The following is a 19,053-nucleotide window of genomic DNA, read 5'->3' as shown; positions in this document are numbered from 1 at the left end:
ATCGACCCCACAATACGGATTGAAAAGAAATAGAAGGACAGTAATTTTACCCCCAGATTATCAAGATCGCTAGCAAATGATCGAAGATCCAGTGCATAAGATCGAAGTTATTCACAATTAATCTGAAAATATTGCAAAGATCTACATGATTACCCACAGAGCTATACCAAAAGCGCACGATCCTCAACCTAAGATCTAAGTTATCCCCACACTTTTTCACATTTTTATACCCGTAAAAAAGCCCTAATAACCATTCTGTTATTATTAATAACTTTTCGTTATTAGCCTAAGCTGAGCTTAGCTGTAATATTTCGCAGCATAAACACAAGGAGTAGTAGTATGAAAAACTGGTTAAAAGGCTTGGTATGCGCAACCGCACTAATTGCGAGTTTAGGACAAGCAGCTTATGCTGCAACAGAAGTAAAAGTGGGCATGTCAGGACGCTACTTCCCGTTTACTTTTGTTGAGAAAGACAAACTTCAAGGCTTTGAGGTTGATATTTGGGACGAAATCGCTCGTCGCAATGACTACGATGTGAAATACGTTACCTCAAACTTCTCAGGCCTATTTGGCATGCTAGAAACGGGTCGCATTGACACGATTTCAAACCAAATTACCGCAACTGAAGCGCGTAAAGCGAAATACCTATTTTCAGATGCGTATGTAGTAGACGGCGCGCAAATTACCGTGCGTAAAGGCAACGATGAAATCCAAGGCGTTGAAGACCTAGAAGGTAAAACCGTTGCTGTTAACCTAGGTTCGAACTTTGAGCAGTTGCTGCGTAACTACGACAAAGACAACAAGATCAACATCAAAACCTATGACACGGGTATTGAACATGATGTAGCGCTAGGTCGTGCTGATGCATTTGTAATGGATCGCCTATCGGCTCTAGAGCTGATCAAAAAAACGGGTTTACCACTACAATTAGCGGGTGAACCATTTGAAACCATTGAAAATGCTATGCCATTCGTGAACAACGAAAATGGTCAGAAGCTACAGAAAGAAGTGAACGGTGCTCTAGACGCGATGCGTGAAGACGGCACTCTAGCTGAGATTTCAAATAAATGGTTTGGCGCTGATATCACTCAAAAATAGTGTAACCATAGATTTAGCTCAGCCTAATAAGGCTTGGAGCCCACTATTTCTGCGGAGATAGTGGGCTTTGCTTTTTAAACGAAGAGATGTAACAAGATGGGATTTGATTTTAACTACATGCTGGAACTGCTACCGATACTGTTTAAGTATCTAGGCACGACTATGGAGATGGCAATATGGGGCGGTATCTTTGCCCTGATTTTAGCCCTCATCCTAGCCAATATTCGAGTGTTTAAGGTCCCAGTGCTGGATCAGCTCAGCCAGCTGTACATCAGCTTCTTTCGTGGTACACCACTGTTAGTACAGCTGTTCCTACTTTATTACGGACTGCCACAGGTATTCCCGATAATGGTGGGCATAGATGCCTTTAGTGCTGCGGTCATTGGCCTTACATTGCACTTTGCAGCTTACATGGCAGAGAGTATTCGAGCAGCCATCATTGGTATTGATCGCAGCCAAATGGAGGCAAGCCTCTCTATTGGCATGACCACACGTCAGGCAATGCAAAGAGTCATTCTTCCACAGGCTACACGCGTCGCCCTGCCCTCTTTGATGAACTATTTCATTGATATGATCAAATCTACGTCTCTAGCATTTACCTTAGGCGTGGCTGAAATCATGGCCAAAGCGCAAATGGAGGCATCATCTAGCTTCCGGTTCTTTGAAGCTTTCCTGGCAGTGGCATTGATCTATTGGGGTGTGGTTATCATCCTAACGCGCGTACAAATCTGGGCAGAGAATCGGTTGAATAAGGCATACCAAAGATGATTAAACTTAAAAACATTCATAAGCGCTTTGGTGATAGTGAGATCCTCAAGGGTATCGACATCGATATCAATAAAGGGGAAATCATCGTGATTATTGGCTCTAGTGGCACGGGTAAATCTACCCTACTGCGCTGCGTTAACTTCCTTGAGCAAGCAGAGCAAGGCGAGATCAGTATCGATGATACCTATGTTAACTGTGAAAAATACAGTAAAGCCGAAGAACTGGCTTTAAGACGTAAAACAGGCTTTGTCTTCCAAAACTACGCACTGTTTGCGCATATGACGGCTCGCCAGAACATTGCAGAGGGCCTAATTACGGTTCATGGCTGGAAAAAAGACAAGGCATTGGAGCGCGCGCAGCAGATATTGGATGACATCGGCTTACAAGATAAAGGCGATAGCTACCCAGCGGCTCTATCCGGTGGTCAGCAGCAGCGAGTAGGTATCGGCCGAGCAATGGCGCTGCAGCCAGAACTGCTATTGTTTGATGAGCCAACCTCAGCTCTTGATCCTGAATGGGTCGGTGAGGTATTGAATTTAATGAAAAAATTGGCAAATCAGCATCAAACCATGCTGGTGGTCACCCACGAAATGCAATTTGCTCGTGAAGTCGCTGACCGAGTGATCTTCATGGCTGAAGGCAACATTGTAGAGCAGGGAAAACCTGAGGATATCTTTGGTAATCCACAGGATCCTCGCTTGAAAAAGTTCCTAAATCAAGTTGGGATCTAATAAGATCCTTGTGATTTAGATTTTTACACGTATAATCCGTCGACCGGAATTTCAGGCACGAGAATCTTAATCTGACTTCAATAGAAGCTGAGATATTATAGATAACTTGTTTTTGAGCTAAACCAATCATTGACTATTTTAAAGACAGTGATTACAATTCCGCCTCTTTGTTGAGAGACGTCGGTATCCCTCTTATATAATAAGAGAGAATTACAGCCCACGTCGGGTTTAACAAGAACCTAAAAACTACTGATCAGTAAAGGTAATAACCATGTCTAAACGCACTTTTCAACCTTCAGTTCTAAAGCGTAAACGTACTCACGGCTTCCGTGCTCGTATGGCTACTAAGAACGGTCGTAAAGTAATTAATGCACGTCGTGCTAAAGGCCGTGCGCGCCTTTCAAAATAATTCGCGATTATTTTGACTAAGTACGCGTTCAATCGGGAGTTACGTCTGTTAACTCCCGAGCATTATCAAAATGTCTTCGAAAAGGCTCATAGAGCCGGCTCCCCTCATTTCACAATCATCGCTCGTAAAAACTCTCTTACTCATCCAAGACTTGGATTAGCAGTACCTAAAAAGCAAATTAAAACTGCCCCTGGCCGTAATAGGTTCAAGAGAATCGCACGAGAAAGCTTCCGTCTTAATCAGCACAAACTTGCTAACAAAGATTTCGTTGTTATTGCAAAGAAAAGTGCCCAAGATTTAAGCAATGATGATATGTTTAAACTCTTCGATAAACTATGGCAAAGACTTTCTCGCCCTTCGCGTGGATAGCGATAGGTATAGTTTACCTATATAGAGTTGGTATTAGTCCGTTCATCGGACCACGTTGTCGTTTCACCCCAACCTGCTCCGAGTACGCAATCTTGGCATTAAAAAGCCACGGATTTGTAAAAGGGTGTTGGTTATCGGGCAAACGTCTATTAAAATGCCACCCTTTGAATGATGGCGGATACGACCCTGTACCACCTAAAAACACAACAAACAGAGATAAATAACGATGGGTTCTCAACGTAATATCCTGTTTATCGCATTGGCTATGGTTTCATTTTTGCTATTTCAACAATGGCAAGAATACAAAAACCCAACAGCTCCTGCGACTAACCAGGCACAATCTAGTAGCAGCTCTTTGCCAGCGCCTTCAATGGCTGACGACATGGATCCTGCTCCAGAAGCAAACCATACGGCAAGTATTGTTTCCGTAACAACAGACGTTCTCACTCTATCTATCGATGCTGTCGGTGGTGATGTGGTGTCTGCTTCATTAAATGAATACGCTGAAGAATTTGAATCTAAAGAGCGTTTCGTTCTTCTAGATAAAAAAGGCAACGAGCAATACATTGCTCAAAGTGGCCTGATCGGCCCGCAGGGTATCGATCTAAGCAGCACTTCTCGTCCTAGCTACAAAGTAAGCGCAGACAGCTTCACTTTAGCTGAAGGTCAAGATGAGCTGCGTGTACCAATGACTTACACAGCGAATGGCATTGAATACACCAAAACCTTCATCCTTAAGCGCGGCAGCTACGCAGTTGACGTGGTTTACGATGTAGCGAACAACTCTGGTGCAAATGCAACCGTTGGTATGTACGCTCACCTTCGTCAAAACCTGCAAGATGCTGGTGGTAGCCTAACAATGCCTACTTACCGTGGCGGTGCATACTCTACTGAGTCTACACGCTACAAAAAGTACAGCTTTAGCGACATGGAAGACCGTAACCTTCAACAAAACCTGCCTAACGGCGAGGGTTGGGTTGCAATGCTTGAGCACTACTTCGCTTCAGCTTGGATTCCACGTGATGCACAAGGCGCAAGCCTTTACACTCGCGTAGTGGGTAACCTAGGTGACATCGGTGTTCGTCTTCCTAACAAGACAATCGCAAACGGTGAAACGGGTGAAATGAAGGCAACTCTATGGGTTGGTCCTAAACTTCAAAATGAAATGGCAGCGGTTGCACCTAACCTAGAGCTAGTAGTTGACTACGGCTGGTTATGGTTCATTGCTAAACCACTTCACTGGTTGCTGTCTATGATCCAAAGTGTAGTTATCAACTGGGGTCTAGCGATTATCGTACTTACCTTCATCGTTCGTGGTGCTATGTACCCACTAACGAGAGCTCAGTACACCTCTATGGCTAAAATGCGTATGCTGCAACCAAAATTGACAGCAATGCGTGAGCGTATCGGCGATGACCGTCAACGCATGAGCCAAGAGATGATGGAACTGTACAAGAAAGAGAAAGTTAACCCACTGGGTGGCTGTCTACCTCTTATCCTACAGATGCCTATCTTCATCTCTCTATACTGGGCATTGATGGAATCTGTTGAACTGCGTCACTCACCGTTCTTCGGTTGGATCACTGACCTTTCGGCACAAGACCCGTACTACATCCTTCCTCTATTGATGGGTGCAAGTATGTTCCTAATCCAGAAGATGAGTCCTACGACTGTAACGGATCCAATGCAGCAGAAGATCATGACCTTTATGCCGGTTATGTTTACCTTCTTCTTCCTATGGTTCCCATCAGGTCTAGTTCTTTACTGGTTGGTATCGAACATCGTTACGCTGATTCAGCAAACGTTGATCTATAAAGGTCTAGAGAAAAAAGGCTTACACTCTAAATAGAGCTTAAGTTAGCCAATGTTTATAAGAGAAGGCGACCTTAGGGTCGCCTTTTTATTTTCTGTGAATTGAGCAACTTACTGTAGTTTAAGTATACAATTTACCTAATTATTCCAATTGAGACGAACATGACTAACGATACTATTGTGGCTCAAGCCACAGCGCCAGGACGTGGCGGAGTAGGCATAATTCGAGTTTCAGGCCCACAGGCCAACCAAGTCGCACAATTAGTCGTAGGGCGAGAGCTTCAGCCTAGGCGCGCAGAATACCTACCCTTTGTGGATGATGCTGGCGTGCAACTAGACCAAGGCATCGCACTGTACTTCCCAAACCCACACTCCTTCACTGGCGAAGATGTATTAGAGCTTCAGGGACACGGTGGCCCAGTGGTAATGGATATGCTGATTAAGCGCATCCTGTCGATCTCAGGCATCCGTCCTGCGCGTCCAGGCGAGTTCTCTGAGCGTGCATTTCTCAATGACAAGATGGATCTGACGCAGGCAGAAGCCATTGCTGATCTGATAGATGCCAGCTCAGAAGAAGCGGCCAAATCAGCGCTACAATCACTTCAGGGTGAGTTCTCAAAGCGCATCACCACTTTAGTTGAGTCGTTGATTCATCTACGCATCTATGTGGAAGCGGCCATTGATTTTCCTGAAGAGGAAATCGACTTTCTAGCCGATGGTAAAGTAAGCACTGACTTACAAACTATCATCAACAACTTAGAAGCCGTACGCGCAGAAGCCAATCAAGGTGCAATCATGCGCGAAGGCATGAAAGTGGTGATTGCGGGTCGCCCAAATGCAGGCAAATCTAGCTTGCTCAATGCCCTTTCCGGCAAAGAGTCAGCCATTGTTACTGACATCGCAGGCACCACGCGTGACGTGCTCAGAGAGCACATTCATATTGACGGAATGCCACTGCATATCATCGACACCGCAGGCCTTCGTGAGGCCTCTGACGAAGTCGAAAAGATAGGTATTGAGCGTGCTTGGGAAGAGATACAACAAGCCGACCGTGTATTGTTTATGGTGGATGGCACCACCACTGATGCCACTAACCCTCAAGAAATCTGGCCTGAGTTTGTAGATAAGCTACCGAACAATATGGGAATGACCGTCATTCGCAACAAGGTTGACCAAACCCAAGAGACACTGGGTATTTGTCATGTGAACGACCCTACCCTTATTCGTTTAAGCGCAAAGACGGGCCAAGGTATCGATGCCCTACGCAACCATTTAAAAGAGTGCATGGGATTCTCAGGAAACACCGAAGGTGGCTTTATGGCGCGCCGTAGGCACCTTGATGCTCTAGATAAGGCAGCAGAGCATCTGTCTATTGGTCAGCAGCAATTAGAGGGCTTTATGGCGGGTGAAATCCTAGCGGAAGAGCTCAGGATCACTCAACAATATCTCAATGAGATCACCGGAGAGTTCAGTTCTGACGATCTTCTCGGTCGCATCTTCTCATCATTCTGTATAGGAAAATAAACATGTCCATGATTCATTTGATCACAGGTAGCACCTTAGGTGGAGCAGAATACGTTGCCGATCATCTTAATGATTTGCTGCAAGAGATGGGTAAAGATACCGAGATTCACAATCAGCCAAATCTCGATGAAATACCCGCTAAAGGGACTTGGTTAATCATTACATCAACCCATGGTGCGGGTGATTATCCAGAAAATATTCAGCCGTTTATTGAGCAACTTCAGCAAACGCCACCCAACACTCAGGATCTCAACTATGCGATTATCGCGATTGGTGATTCAAGCTATGACACCTTCTGTGGTGCAGGATTACATTGCCAGGAACTACTTGAGGATATTGGTGCTACTCCATTATCGGAGTGCTTAACCATCGATGTTTTGCGCCATCCAGTGCCAGAAGAGGCCGCTGAAGAGTGGTTCGAAGACCACAAACACCTGTTTTAAGCCTGATTTACTCGTTTGAAAATAACTAGGCCGGTGCGCATTTTTGCTCATCGGCTTTTTTTTACGGTTCGTTTGCTCACAAAGTGACCGTTAATTAACCCCCTATTCTGTGGATAACTGCATAGGTATCCAGTGATCAACCTATAGTTATCCCAATAACAACTTATAGTGATCCACCCCCCTGTGCATAAGTACCTATTTTGATCCCAGCTAATACAGAACTAGATCCACCAGAGATCACAGCAAGTGATCCTGCCAAAGGTGTTGATCTTGTTGATCAAATACCAGTTATCCACAATAGATCCGTTGCTTAATAATAGATCTAATAAAAGATCTATATAAAGATCTTATATATATTAAGCAGAGCGTAAATTGTGTAAAACATTAAAAGCAATTTTCTAATGATCAGAAAGAAGGTAGAATACGCCTCCTTTTTGTTCACTCATTTCACGATAGCGATATCCGAGGCCAACTCATGCTTTATCACGAAAAATTTGATGTCATCATCGTTGGTGGTGGTCATGCTGGTACTGAAGCTGCATTGTCTGCAGCAAGAACGGGCCAAAAGACACTTTTGTTGACCCATAATATTGATACTTTGGGGCAGATGTCTTGCAACCCAGCTATTGGCGGTATTGGTAAGGGCCATCTCGTGAAAGAGGTTGATGCTATGGGTGGATTAATGGCCAGAGCCATTGATCACGCAGGCATTCAATTTAGAACACTGAACGCTTCAAAGGGCCCTGCTGTGCGCGCTACACGTGCTCAAGCCGATCGCGCCCTGTACAAAGCGTTTGTACGATCAGAATTAGAAAACACCCCTAACCTAACGCTGTTTCAACAATCAGTGGATGACTTGATCGTTGAAAACGATCAAGTTAAGGGTGTTATCACTCAAATGGGCCTCAAATTCGAAGCCAAAGCTGTTGTGCTAACGGTTGGTACCTTTTTAGGTGGCAAGATCCATATTGGAATGGAAAGCGCCTCAGGAGGCCGTACAGGCGATCCTTCTTCGATCGCTCTCGCGCAGCGTTTACGTGATCTTCCGTTTAGAGTTGATCGACTAAAAACAGGTACTCCACCGAGGATCGATGCTCGTAGTGTTGATTTTAGCCAACTTGAAGTGCAGCACGGAGACAATCCAACCCCTGTATTTTCGTTCATGGGTAACCGCAGCCAGCAGCCACCTCAGGTACCGTGTTACATCACGCATACCAACGAAGCCACTCATGAAGTGATTCGCAACAACCTAGATCGCAGCCCAATGTACGCAGGCGTGATCGAAGGTATCGGGCCAAGATACTGCCCATCGATTGAAGATAAAGTGATGAGATTTGCTGACAAAAATAGTCACCAGATATTCATCGAGCCAGAAGGTTTAACTACGCACGAACTCTATCCAAACGGCATCTCAACAAGTTTGCCATTTGATGTACAAGTTCAGATCGTTCGTTCAATGAAGGGCTTTGAAAATGCGCATATTGTTCGTCCTGGTTACGCTATCGAATACGATTTCTTTGACCCTAGAGACCTAAAGCACACCTATGAAACCAAGTTTATTCAAGGCTTGTTCTTAGCGGGTCAAATTAACGGTACTACAGGTTACGAAGAAGCGGCAGCACAAGGCTTGATGGCGGGTCTTAATGCGAGTCTGTACTCTCAAGAAAAAGAAGGTTGGTCGCCTCGACGCGATCAGGCATACATGGGCGTGCTTATCGATGATTTGTCTACCATGGGCACTAAAGAACCGTACCGTATGTTTACGTCGAGAGCGGAATACCGTTTGTTGCTTCGTGAAGACAATGCCGATATTCGCCTAACCGAAAAAGCACATGAACTTGGATTGGTTTCTGAAGAGCGTTGGGCTCGATTCAACCAGAAAATGGAAAACATGCAGATTGAACGTCAACGTCTTGCCAGCACGTGGATCAACCCTAAGTCTGAGGGCGTAGATAATCTGAATGCTGTATTAAAAACGCCGTTGACACGAGAAGCGAGTGGCGAGGATCTTTTGCGTAGACCTGAGCTGACTTATCAACAGCTTACTGAGTTAGAAGGCTTTGGTCCTGCCCTTGAAGATCAACAAGCTTCTGAGCAAGTTGAGATCCAAGTAAAATACGAGGGCTACATTCAGCGCCAGCAAGACGAGATCGCCAAATCGATGCGTCATGAGAACACTCAGTTACCAACAGATATCGATTTCTCTTTGGTTTCTGGCTTGTCCAATGAGGTGGTAGCAAAACTGACGGATACCAGACCAGAAACGATTGGCATCGCCTCTCGAATCTCAGGAATCACACCAGCAGCTATCTCTATTTTGTTGGTTTATTTAAAGAAACAGGGCCTGCTTAAGAAAGGTGAGGAAGTCGCATAAATGAGCTTACATCAACAACTTCAGCAACTGATCGCTAAAACCGATCTGACCGTTTCTGATAAGCAACTGGATCAATTGGTTGGTTACGTCGAGCTCCTCAATAAGTGGAACAAGGCCTACAACCTAACCTCGGTTCGTAATCCTAGCGACATGCTAGTTAAGCACATTATGGACAGCATAGTGGTCTCACCGCACCTTGATGGGAAGCGGTTTATTGATGTAGGTACGGGACCTGGATTGCCGGGTATTCCATTGTCAATTATGAACCCTGACTGTGAATTTTTCTTGCTTGATAGCTTAGGCAAGCGTATACGTTTTATTAAACAAGTTGTACATGAGCTCAAGATTGAGAACGTGACTCCGGTTTTAAGCCGTGTAGAGGAATTCCAACCTGAGGTTAAATTTGATGCGGTATTGAGCCGAGCATTTGCTTCTATGACCGATATGGTAAATTGGTGTCGTCACTTGCCAAAAGAAGGCTCTGGCGTCTTTTATGCCCTCAAAGGACAAGCTTCACAGGAAGAGATAGAGCAACTTCCTGAATGGTGTAGCGTGATCCAGGTCAAACCTTTGATAGTGCCTGAGCTTGAAGGCGAGCGACATCTTGTAATCTTAACAGACCGAGTTTAGGGAAGAGAGCCAACGTGGGAAGAATTATATCAATTGCCAATCAGAAAGGTGGCGTAGGTAAAACAACGACCTGCGTGAATCTAGCTGCTTCTATGGCCGCGACCAAGCGCAGTGTTTTGGTTATCGATCTCGATCCACAGGGCAACGCAACGATGGCGAGTGGTGTCGACAAATATCAAGTTGAAACAACCGCTTATGATCTATTGGTTGAAGAAACCCCTTTCGCTGAGGTTGTGACTCGTTCAACGACGGGTGGCTATGACCTCATTGCGGCGAACGGTGATGTAACCGCCGCTGAGATTAAATTAATGGAAGTGTTTGCTCGTGAAGTAAGGCTAAAGAATGCCTTATCGGGTGTGCGCGATCAGTATGATTTTATCTTCATCGACTGCCCTCCTTCGCTCAACCTTCTGACGATTAACGCTATGGCCGCTTCAGATTCGGTTTTGGTTCCAATGCAATGTGAGTACTTTGCTTTGGAAGGACTGACGGCGCTAATGGATACCATCAGCAAGCTAGCGGCAGTGGTTAACGAAAATTTGAAGATCGAAGGCCTATTACGCACCATGTTTGATCCACGAAACCGTTTATCAAACGAGGTTTCGGATCAGCTGAAGCAGCATTTTGGCACCAAAGTGTACCGTACTGTCATTCCAAGAAACGTACGCTTAGCTGAGGCACCAAGTCATGGTAAACCAGCAATGTATTATGATAAGCAGTCTGCAGGTGCTAAAGCCTACCTTGCATTAGCGGGTGAGATGCTTCGTCGTGAAGAAGTTGCTGTATAAAAAATATTTCTAAGGAAAAATGTCAATGTCCAAGCGTGGCTTAGGTAAAGGATTAGATGCACTGTTATCTACCAGTGCAATGGCAAGGGAAAAAAACACGCCATCGGCAGCGCAACAATCGGTTTCTCACTCTGATAGCGGTGATATGCAAGATATCGCTGTTGAGCGTTTGCAGCCAGGTGTCTATCAGCCAAGGACAGAGATGGATGAGGAAGCTCTTGCTGAGTTAAGCGCTTCTATTCGCTCTCAAGGTATTATTCAGCCTATTGTTGTCCGCCAAGTAGACACTGACAAATATGAAATTATCGCGGGTGAGCGACGCTGGCGTGCTGCCAAGCTTGCTGGATTGACTCAGGTTCCTTGTGTGGTCAAGCGAGTGCAAGATAAGGCCGCCATCGCTATGGCTCTTATCGAGAACATCCAGCGTGAAAACCTCAATGCGGTTGAAGAAGCCCATGCATTGGAAAGCCTGCGTACAAAATTTGAACTTTCACACCAACAAATTGCCGACGTCATCGGTAAATCTAGAGCCGCAGTAAGCAACCTTTTACGTCTTAATCAGCTAGAAAGTGAAGTAAAGAGTCTGGTTTCAAATGGCCAACTCGATATGGGGCATGCTAGAGCCCTACTAGCGGTTGATGGTGAGCAACAAGTTGAACTGGCACAGCATGCAGTAAAAAAGCAACTTACGGTTCGCCAGACAGAGCAATTAGTAAAAAAAGCGCTTCAGCCACCGGTTAATATTGACGAAAAAAGCATCGATCAGCACGCTATTTTGTTGTCAGAAAAATTGTCACAAAAATTAGGAAACGACGTTTCTTTGATCCGGGGCAAAAATGGCAAGGCTAAATTGACCATTAGTATTGATGCACCTCACAAATTAGAGCAGTTAATCGCCAAGCTAGAGCGCATCGTGGGATAATTGATCCTGTTCAATATCCGTGCAATTAGGTTCACAATTACTTGTCTTTTTCCTGAGTTTTTGCGCATAATGCGTGACGTTGAATACAAAATTCGAAATTTTCGCTTGATTTTGACAAAAGCGGGAATTGTTTTTCGAGGAAAGAATACATGGTAACTGCGCTTACTAAACCTGGGCGAGAGCTTGCAAAGCGATTGCTACTGATTGAGTTTAGCGTGGTTATGTTAGTGGCAACTGGGGTCAGCATTACTGTAAATCCTAGTTGGGGGCTATCGGCACTGATTGGTGGTGGCATATTTGTCATTGCGAATGCAGTGTTTTCTTTATTCGCGTTTCTGTATGCGGGCGCAAGGGCGACAAAACTCGTTACCTTTTCGTTCTATACAGGTGAAGCGCTTAAGATACTCCTGACTATAGTTTTGTTTTCCGTTGCCTACGTGTATATGGAGTTGGAACTTGTTCCTCTCAAGCTAACCTATTTGCTGGTCTTACTAATTAATATGTTTGCGCCAGTGTTTTTTATTAACAAAAGAAAATAGGAAATGTTATGGCTACGCCTGGTGAAGCGTTAACATCTTCCAGCTATATTGACCACCACTTACAAAATCTATCTTTAGCTAAGTTAGGTATTGTAGCTGAGGGCAGTTTCTGGAATGTGCATATCGATAGCCTGTTATTTTCCGTGCTAACTGGTGTGTTATTCCTTTGGGTATTTCGTTCAGTAGCTAAGAAAGCAACAACTGGTGTACCAAGCCGATTACAATGTGCTGTTGAAATGGTAGTGGAATTCGTTGGTGAGAACGTAAAAGACACTTTCCATGGACGCAACCCATTGATTGCACCATTGGCATTAACGATATTCGTGTGGATAATTTTAATGAACTTGATGGACCTTGTGCCTATCGATTTCTTACCTTATCCAGCTCAGTTAATGGGTATCCCTTATCTTAAGGTGGTTCCTACAGCTGACGTGAGTGTCACAATGGCTATGGCACTTGGCGTGTTTGCTCTAATGCTCTACTACAGCGTTAAAGTAAAAGGCGTCGGTGGCTTTGCTAAAGAATTAGCACTGCATCCTTTTAACCATCCAATTATGATTCCGTTCAACTTGCTTTTGGAAGTTGTATCGCTACTAGCGAAACCAATTTCTCTAGGTATGCGTCTGTTCGGTAACATGTTTGCTGGTGAGGTTGTATTCATTCTTTGTGCTGCAATGCTCCCTTGGTACTTACAATGGGTAGGTTCTCTACCTTGGGCTATCTTCCATATTTTGGTTATTTTGATTCAAGCCTTTGTATTTATGATGCTAACGATCGTATATCTATCGATGGCTCATGAAGATAGTGATCACTAATTTTATAAACGTAAACTCTAAAATTAATATTGGAGAATTTTAAATGGAAACTGTTCTAAGTTTTTCTGCTGTTGCTGTAGCGATCATCGTTGGTCTGTGTTCAGTGGGTACTGCTATTGGCTTCGCAATTCTAGGTGGTAAATTCCTAGAAGGTGCAGCACGTCAACCAGAAATGGCGCCAATGCTTCAAGTTAAGATGTTCATCATCGCGGGTCTTCTAGATGCGATCCCAATGATCGGTATCGTAATCGCACTTCTATTCACATTCGCAAACCCATTTGTTGGTCAACTGGCCGGTTAATTGACGTTTCTAAGCAAGCAAATAGTTTGTTGTTGAATAACTAAAAAGGGGTAGCTGTTGTGGAAATGAACGCAACTATGCTAGGTCAAGCGATATCGTTTGCAATGTTTGTATGGTTCTGCATGAAGTATGTATGGCCACCAATCATTGAAGCGATTGAAGAACGTCAGAAAAAAATTGCTGACGGTCTCTCTGCCGCTGAACGTGCAGAGAAAAATTTGAACCTAGCACAAGCCAACGCTTCTGAGCAATTGAAGGAAGCGAAGCGCACAGCAACTGAGATCATTGACGCTGCGAACAAACGTAAAGCTCAAATTATTGACGAAGCTCGTGAAGATGCTCAGGCAGAACGCCAGAAAATCTTGACGCAAGCTGAAGCAGAAGTTGAAGCAGACCGTAGCCGCGCGCGCGATGAACTGCGCAAACAAGTTGCTACTCTGGCTATTGCTGGTGCCGAGAAAATCTTGGAGCGCACAATCGATAAAGATGCGCAAAAAGATATTCTTGAAAACATTACTGCAAAACTTTAACAGAAGGGGCGCTTATGTCTGATTTGGTAACAATCGCACGCCCCTATGCTAAAGCAGCATTCGAATTTGCGGTGGAAAAAGACGCGTTAGACCAATGGGGTCAAATGTTGGCTTTTGCCGCTGAAGTGACAAAGCACCATGAAATTTCAGACTTATTAGATGGCTCATTAACAGCCAATAAACTGACTGAACTTTTCGTAGCGATTTGTGGCGAACAACTTGATGAACATGGCCAAAACCTGATTAAGGTAATGGCAGGTAACGGTCGATTAAAGGCTCTACCTGATGTTCTTGCTGAGTTCTTGGCTCTTCGAAGAGAGCACGACAAGTTTATCGAAGTAGAAGTGATTTCTGCTTCAGAGCTGTCGAAACAACAGCAAGACGACATGATAAGCAAGTTAGAGCAACGCTTTGACCGCAAAGTGAAGCTGAATTGCAGTATAGATGAGACCCTACTTGGTGGGGTTATTATTCGAGCCGGAGACCTAGTCATTGATAACTCAGCGCGAGGTCGTTTGAACCGCCTGAGCGATGCATTGCAGTCTTAATGGGGATTGGAGCATGCAACTTAATTCCACGGAAATTAGCGATCTAATTAAACAACGTATCGAATCTTTCGAAGTTGTTAATGAAGCTCGCAACGAAGGTACTATCGTTTCGGTAAGCGATGGCATCATTCGTATCCACGGCCTTGCAGAAGTTATGCAAGGTGAAATGATTGAATTACCGGGTGGCCGTTACGCGCTAGCACTTAACCTCGAGCGTGACTCGGTTGGTGCGGTAGTAATGGGCCCATTTGCTGACCTACAGGAAGGCATGAAAGTAACAGGTACTGGTCGTATCCTTGAAGTACCAGTAGGCCCAGAACTACTAGGTCGTGTTGTAAACACGCTTGGTGAGCCTATTGATGGTAAAGGTCCGATCGATGCGAAACTAACTTCTCCTGTAGAAGTAATCGCACCGGGCGTTATCGACCGTAAGTCGGTAGACCAACCTGTACAAACTGGTTATAAGTCAGTTGACTCAATGATCCCTATCGGTCGTGGTCAGCGTGAACTTATCATCGGTGACCGTCAGACTGGTAAAACAGCGATGGCAATCGATGCCATCATTAACCAAAAAGATTCTGGTATTTTCTCCATTTATGTAGCAATCGGTCAGAAAGCTTCAACTATCGCGAACGTTGTTCGTAAGCTTGAAGAATCTGGTGCACTAGCAAACACTATTGTTGTTGTTGCTTCTGCGTCTGAGTCTGCTGCACTGCAATACCTAGCGCCTTACGCTGGTTGTGCAATGGGTGAATACTTCCGCGATCGCGGCGAAGACGCTCTAATCATCTACGATGATTTGTCTAAGCAAGCGGTAGCGTACCGTCAAATCTCTCTACTACTGAAACGTCCACCGGGTCGTGAAGCATTCCCTGGTGACGTATTCTACCTTCACTCTCGTCTACTAGAGCGTGCTGCTCGCGTAAACGAAGAGTATGTAGAGCGTTTCACCAAGGGTGAAGTAAAAGGTAAGACTGGTTCTTTGACTGCTCTTCCTATTATCGAAACCCAAGCTGGTGACGTATCAGCATTCGTTCCTACAAACGTAATCTCGATTACTGATGGCCAGATCTTCCTTCAAACTGAACTATTCAACGCAGGCGTACGTCCAGCTGTTGACCCAGGTATCTCGGTATCTCGTGTAGGTGGTTCAGCGCAGACTAAGATCATCAAGAAACTGTCTGGTGGTATTCGTACCGCATTGGCTCAATACCGCGAACTAGCTGCATTTGCTCAGTTCTCTTCAGACCTTGATGAAACGACTAAGAAGCAACTTGATCACGGTGCAAAAGTGACAGAACTGATGAAACAGAAGCAATACGCTCCTATGTCAGTTTTCGACCAAGCACTAGTTATCTTTTCTGCTGAGCGTGGCTTCCTAAACGATGTAGAACTTAACAAAGTTCTAGATTTTGAAGCTGCTCTACTGTCGTATGCTCATGGTCAGTACGCTGATCTAGCGGAAGAGATCAACCAAACGGGTGCTTACAGTGACGAGATTGAAGCTCAGCTTCAGAAGATCGTAACTGACTTTAAAGCAACCCAAACCTGGTAATTGGTTGGTGACTTGAAAAAGTCACCTACTAACGGAGAGTAACGATGGCCGGCGCAAAAGAAATACGTAATAAAATCGGTAGTGTTAAGAGCACACAGAAGATTACGAAAGCTATGCAAATGGTGGCCGCTTCAAAAATGCGTCGCTCGCAAGATGCGATGGGAGCGTCCCGACCATATGCAGAAACAATGCGTAAGGTGATCGGTCATTTGGCTAGCGGTAGCCTAGAGTACAAACATCCGTACCTAGAGGAACGCGAAGCCAAGCGTGTTGGTTACATCATAGTTTCTACCGACCGTGGTTTGTGTGGCGGCTTGAACATTAACTTGTTCAAAAGAGCTGTTATAGATATGCAAACCTGGAAGGAAAGTGGTGCTGACGTTGACGTTGCCGTTATCGGCACGAAAGCAACAGCATTCTTTAACAACAGTGGCGCTCAAGTGTCTGCTCAAGTTTCTGGTCTAGGCGATGAGCCAAGCCTTGAAGACTTGATCGGTTCTGTAGGCGTAATGTTGAAGAAATATGATGAAGGTGAGTTGGATCGCCTTTTCATAGTGTTCAACAAGTTTGTAAACACTATGGTTCAAGAACCAACGATCGATCAATTACTGCCTTTACCTAAATCAGACAGCGAAGAGATGCAACGCGAGCATCAGTGGGACTACATTTACGAGCCAGAGCCAAAACCTCTGCTTGATGCACTTCTGATTCGTTATATCGAATCAAGCGTGTACCAAGGCGTGGTTGAGAACCTAGCTTGTGAACAGGCCGCTCGAATGATGGCGATGCAAGCAGCAACGGATAACGCAACTAACCTGATTGAAGATCTAGAGCTTGTTTATAACAAAGCTCGTCAGGCTGCGATTACCCAAGAGCTATCAGAAATTTGTTCTGGTGCCGCTGCGGTTTAGTTTTAGGACAACGAATTAGTTTAGAGGATTAACAATGGCTACAGGTAAGATCGTAGAGATCATCGGTGCAGTAGTCGACGTAGAGTTCCCACAAGGCGAAGTACCACGTGTATACGACGCACTAAACGTAGTTGACGCTCCAGAACGTCTAGTTCTTGAAGTTCAGCAACAGTTAGGCGGTGGCGTAGTTCGTACTATCGTAATGGGTAGCTCAGACGGTTTACGTCGTGGACTAGATGTTACAAATTCTGGTGCTCCAATTACAGTTCCAGTAGGTACTAAAACTCTTGGTCGTATCATGAACGTTCTTGGTGACGCGATTGATGAATGTGGTGATATCGGTGCTGAAGAGCATTACGAAATTCACCGACCAGCACCTAGCTATGAAGATCAGTCGAACGCGACAGAACTTCTAGAGACAGGTGTAAAAGTAATCGACTTGGTTTGCCCATTCGCTAAGGGTGGTAAAATCGGTCTATTCGGTGGTGCAGGTGTAGGTAAGACCGTTAACATGATGGAACTTATCAACAACATCGCACTTCAGCACTCAGGCCTATCTGTATTTGCGGGTGTAGGTGAGCGTACTCGTGAGGGTAACGACTTCTACTACGAAATGCAGGAAGCAGGTGTTGTAAACATCGAGAACCCTGAAGAATCTAAAGTAGCAATGGTTTACGGTCAGATGAACGAGCCACCGGGTAACCGTCTGCGCGTTGCACTGACAGGTCTAACCATGGCGGAGCGCTTCCGTGATGAAGGCCGTGACGTACTATTCTTCGTAGATAACATCTACCGTTATACCCTTGCGGGTACAGAGGTATCGGCACTTCTAGGTCGTATGCCATCTGCGGTAGGTTACCAGCCAACTCTTGCAGAAGAGATGGGTGTTCTACAGGAGCGTATCACGTCAACGAAGACTGGTTCTATCACATCTGTACAGGCGGTATACGTACCTGCGGATGACTTGACGGATCCGTCTCCAGCAACAACGTTTGCTCACTTGGATGCAACGGTTGTACTTAGCCGTAACATCGCAGCTATGGGTCTATACCCTGCGATTGACCCACTGGATTCAACATCTCGTATGCTTGATCCATTGGTTGTTGGTCAAGAGCACTACGACGTGGCTTCAGGCGTTCAAACTACGCTACAGCGCTATAAAGAGCTAAAAGATATCATCGCAATCCTAGGTATGGATGAGCTTTCTGAAGAAGATAAGCAAGTGGTATCTCGTGCACGTAAGATTGAGAAGTTCCTTACTCAGCCTTACCACGTAGCGGAAGTATTTACTGGTGACCCAGGCGTTTACGTACCTCTTAAAGAGACACTACGTGGATTTAAAGGCCTACTAGCTGGTGATTACGATGACATTCCAGAGCAAGCATTCATGTACTGCGGTAGCATTGATCAAGCTCTAGAGAACGCTAAGAAGCTATAAGTCTGATTAGGAGGCAATATGGCAGCAATAACCTTTCACCTTGACGTGGTAAGCGCAGAGAAAAAACTCTTTTCTGGGCGCGTTGAAACGTTCCAGGTGTCCGGTAGCGAAGGTGAGCTTGGTATTTTCCATGGCCACACCCCGCTGTTGACCGCTATTACTCCTGGTATGGTTCGCATCGTTAAGCAACACGGCCACGAAGAGTTCATTTATGTCTCTGGTGGTATAGTTGAAGTTCAGCCTGGTACAGCTACTGTACTGGCTGATACGGCAATCCGTGGTGAAGATATCGATGCTTCCAAAGCAGAAGAAGCCAAACGCAAAGCTGAGGAGACTATTCATAATCAGCACGGCGATATGGACTTTGCTCAGGCAGCCAGTGAATTGGCTAAAGCGATTGCTCAAGTCCGAGTTGCAGAACTTACGAGAAAGCGTCGCTAATAACATTAGCCATAGCGTAACGACAAAGGTGACCTTAGGGTCACCTTTTTGTTTAGGTGCTTAAATGGGTTAATATATAGCTCAGTGACTTCTGGATGTTGCGCGAA

22 protein-coding genes are annotated in these 19,053 nt (G+C 45.1%); all 22 read left to right on the top strand.

Going from position 1 to position 19,053, the window contains the following annotated elements; translation table 11 throughout:
- Positions 1-339: 339 nt before the first annotated feature.
- The 22 genes from OCU35_RS13310 to OCU35_RS13205 all read left to right on the top strand — a co-directional run bounded on the left by OCU35_RS13310 (position 340) and on the right by OCU35_RS13205 (position 18,946).
- Complete coding sequence (locus tag OCU35_RS13310) at positions 340-1,098, top strand: amino acid ABC transporter substrate-binding protein (RefSeq protein ID WP_017029806.1); 759 nt, start codon at positions 340-342, stop codon at positions 1,096-1,098.
- A 96-nt stretch (positions 1,099-1,194) separates the two neighbouring features.
- Positions 1,195-1,866, top strand: a complete 672-nt coding sequence (locus OCU35_RS13305; RefSeq protein ID WP_017029805.1) for an amino acid ABC transporter permease — start codon at positions 1,195-1,197, stop codon at positions 1,864-1,866.
- Entirely contained in the window at positions 1,863-2,597 is a 735-nt protein-coding gene (locus OCU35_RS13300) for an amino acid ABC transporter ATP-binding protein (protein ID WP_017029804.1), read from the top strand. The genes OCU35_RS13305 and OCU35_RS13300 overlap by 4 nt, the downstream gene beginning before the upstream one ends.
- Before the next feature lie 271 nt (positions 2,598-2,868).
- Positions 2,869-3,006, top strand: a complete 138-nt coding sequence (gene rpmH, locus OCU35_RS13295; protein WP_004400210.1) for a 50S ribosomal protein L34 — start codon at positions 2,869-2,871, stop codon at positions 3,004-3,006.
- A 45-nt stretch (positions 3,007-3,051) separates the two neighbouring features.
- The gene (rnpA, locus tag OCU35_RS13290; RefSeq protein ID WP_026012828.1) at positions 3,052-3,375 is read left to right on the top strand and encodes a ribonuclease P protein component; all 324 of its coding nucleotides are present in this window, start codon (positions 3,052-3,054) and stop codon (positions 3,373-3,375) included.
- A complete protein-coding gene (gene yidD / locus OCU35_RS13285; RefSeq protein ID WP_082961323.1) occupies positions 3,342-3,599 on the top strand; it encodes a membrane protein insertion efficiency factor YidD in 258 nt (85 codons plus the stop codon). Before rnpA ends, yidD begins: the two co-directional genes overlap by 34 nt.
- Positions 3,600-3,601: 2 nt before the next feature.
- Positions 3,602-5,224 carry a membrane protein insertase YidC gene (yidC, locus tag OCU35_RS13280; protein WP_017033072.1) on the top strand — a complete coding sequence of 541 codons (1,623 nt, stop codon included), beginning with the start codon at positions 3,602-3,604 and terminating at the stop codon, positions 5,222-5,224.
- A 125-nt stretch (positions 5,225-5,349) separates the two neighbouring features.
- The gene (mnmE, locus tag OCU35_RS13275) at positions 5,350-6,711 is read left to right on the top strand and encodes a tRNA uridine-5-carboxymethylaminomethyl(34) synthesis GTPase MnmE (RefSeq protein ID WP_017029801.1); all 1,362 of its coding nucleotides are present in this window, start codon (positions 5,350-5,352) and stop codon (positions 6,709-6,711) included.
- Positions 6,712-6,719: 8 nt separating this feature from the next.
- Complete coding sequence (gene mioC, locus OCU35_RS13270; protein ID WP_026012829.1) at positions 6,720-7,154, top strand: FMN-binding protein MioC; 435 nt, start codon at positions 6,720-6,722, stop codon at positions 7,152-7,154.
- Between the two features lie 475 nt (positions 7,155-7,629).
- On the top strand, positions 7,630-9,528 hold the full coding sequence (gene mnmG, locus OCU35_RS13265) for a tRNA uridine-5-carboxymethylaminomethyl(34) synthesis enzyme MnmG (RefSeq protein WP_102329125.1): 1,899 nt from the start codon (positions 7,630-7,632) through the stop codon (positions 9,526-9,528).
- Positions 9,529-10,158, top strand: a complete 630-nt coding sequence (gene rsmG / locus OCU35_RS13260; RefSeq protein WP_102367658.1) for a 16S rRNA (guanine(527)-N(7))-methyltransferase RsmG — start codon at positions 9,529-9,531, stop codon at positions 10,156-10,158.
- 14 nt (positions 10,159-10,172) lie between these two features.
- Positions 10,173-10,946, top strand: coding sequence for a ParA family protein (locus tag OCU35_RS13255; protein WP_017033069.1), 774 nt, complete (start codon positions 10,173-10,175; stop codon positions 10,944-10,946).
- A 25-nt stretch (positions 10,947-10,971) separates the two neighbouring features.
- Positions 10,972-11,868 carry a ParB/RepB/Spo0J family partition protein gene (locus OCU35_RS13250; RefSeq protein WP_017029796.1) on the top strand — a complete coding sequence of 299 codons (897 nt, stop codon included), beginning with the start codon at positions 10,972-10,974 and terminating at the stop codon, positions 11,866-11,868.
- 149 nt (positions 11,869-12,017) lie between these two features.
- Positions 12,018-12,407, top strand: a complete 390-nt coding sequence (locus OCU35_RS13245; protein ID WP_017029795.1) for a F0F1 ATP synthase subunit I — start codon at positions 12,018-12,020, stop codon at positions 12,405-12,407.
- 8 nt (positions 12,408-12,415) lie between these two features.
- Positions 12,416-13,222: a F0F1 ATP synthase subunit A gene (atpB, locus tag OCU35_RS13240; RefSeq protein ID WP_065209330.1), complete on the top strand. Its 807-nt coding sequence runs from the start codon at positions 12,416-12,418 to the stop codon at positions 13,220-13,222.
- A gap of 43 nt (positions 13,223-13,265) precedes the next feature.
- Positions 13,266-13,523: a F0F1 ATP synthase subunit C gene (atpE, locus tag OCU35_RS13235; protein WP_017029793.1), complete on the top strand. Its 258-nt coding sequence runs from the start codon at positions 13,266-13,268 to the stop codon at positions 13,521-13,523.
- A 59-nt stretch (positions 13,524-13,582) separates the two neighbouring features.
- Entirely contained in the window at positions 13,583-14,053 is a 471-nt protein-coding gene (gene atpF / locus OCU35_RS13230) for a F0F1 ATP synthase subunit B (protein WP_065209331.1), read from the top strand.
- 14 nt (positions 14,054-14,067) lie between these two features.
- Positions 14,068-14,601, top strand: a complete 534-nt coding sequence (gene atpH, locus OCU35_RS13225) for a F0F1 ATP synthase subunit delta (protein ID WP_017033066.1) — start codon at positions 14,068-14,070, stop codon at positions 14,599-14,601.
- A gap of 13 nt (positions 14,602-14,614) precedes the next feature.
- Complete coding sequence (gene atpA, locus OCU35_RS13220; protein ID WP_065209332.1) at positions 14,615-16,156, top strand: F0F1 ATP synthase subunit alpha; 1,542 nt, start codon at positions 14,615-14,617, stop codon at positions 16,154-16,156.
- Positions 16,157-16,200: 44 nt separating this feature from the next.
- Positions 16,201-17,067, top strand: coding sequence for a F0F1 ATP synthase subunit gamma (gene atpG, locus OCU35_RS13215; RefSeq protein WP_017029789.1), 867 nt, complete (start codon positions 16,201-16,203; stop codon positions 17,065-17,067).
- A 34-nt stretch (positions 17,068-17,101) separates the two neighbouring features.
- Positions 17,102-18,505, top strand: coding sequence for a F0F1 ATP synthase subunit beta (gene atpD, locus OCU35_RS13210; RefSeq protein ID WP_017029788.1), 1,404 nt, complete (start codon positions 17,102-17,104; stop codon positions 18,503-18,505).
- Between the two features lie 18 nt (positions 18,506-18,523).
- Entirely contained in the window at positions 18,524-18,946 is a 423-nt protein-coding gene (locus OCU35_RS13205; protein ID WP_017029787.1) for a F0F1 ATP synthase subunit epsilon, read from the top strand.
- The last annotated feature ends 107 nt before the right edge of the window (positions 18,947-19,053 follow it).

It is taken from the genome of Vibrio breoganii (assembly GCF_024346795.1).
Classification (GTDB): domain Bacteria; phylum Pseudomonadota; class Gammaproteobacteria; order Enterobacterales; family Vibrionaceae; genus Vibrio; species Vibrio breoganii.
Note: the sequence above shows the minus strand (reverse complement) of the source record. Positions and strands in the feature narration are given on the sequence as shown.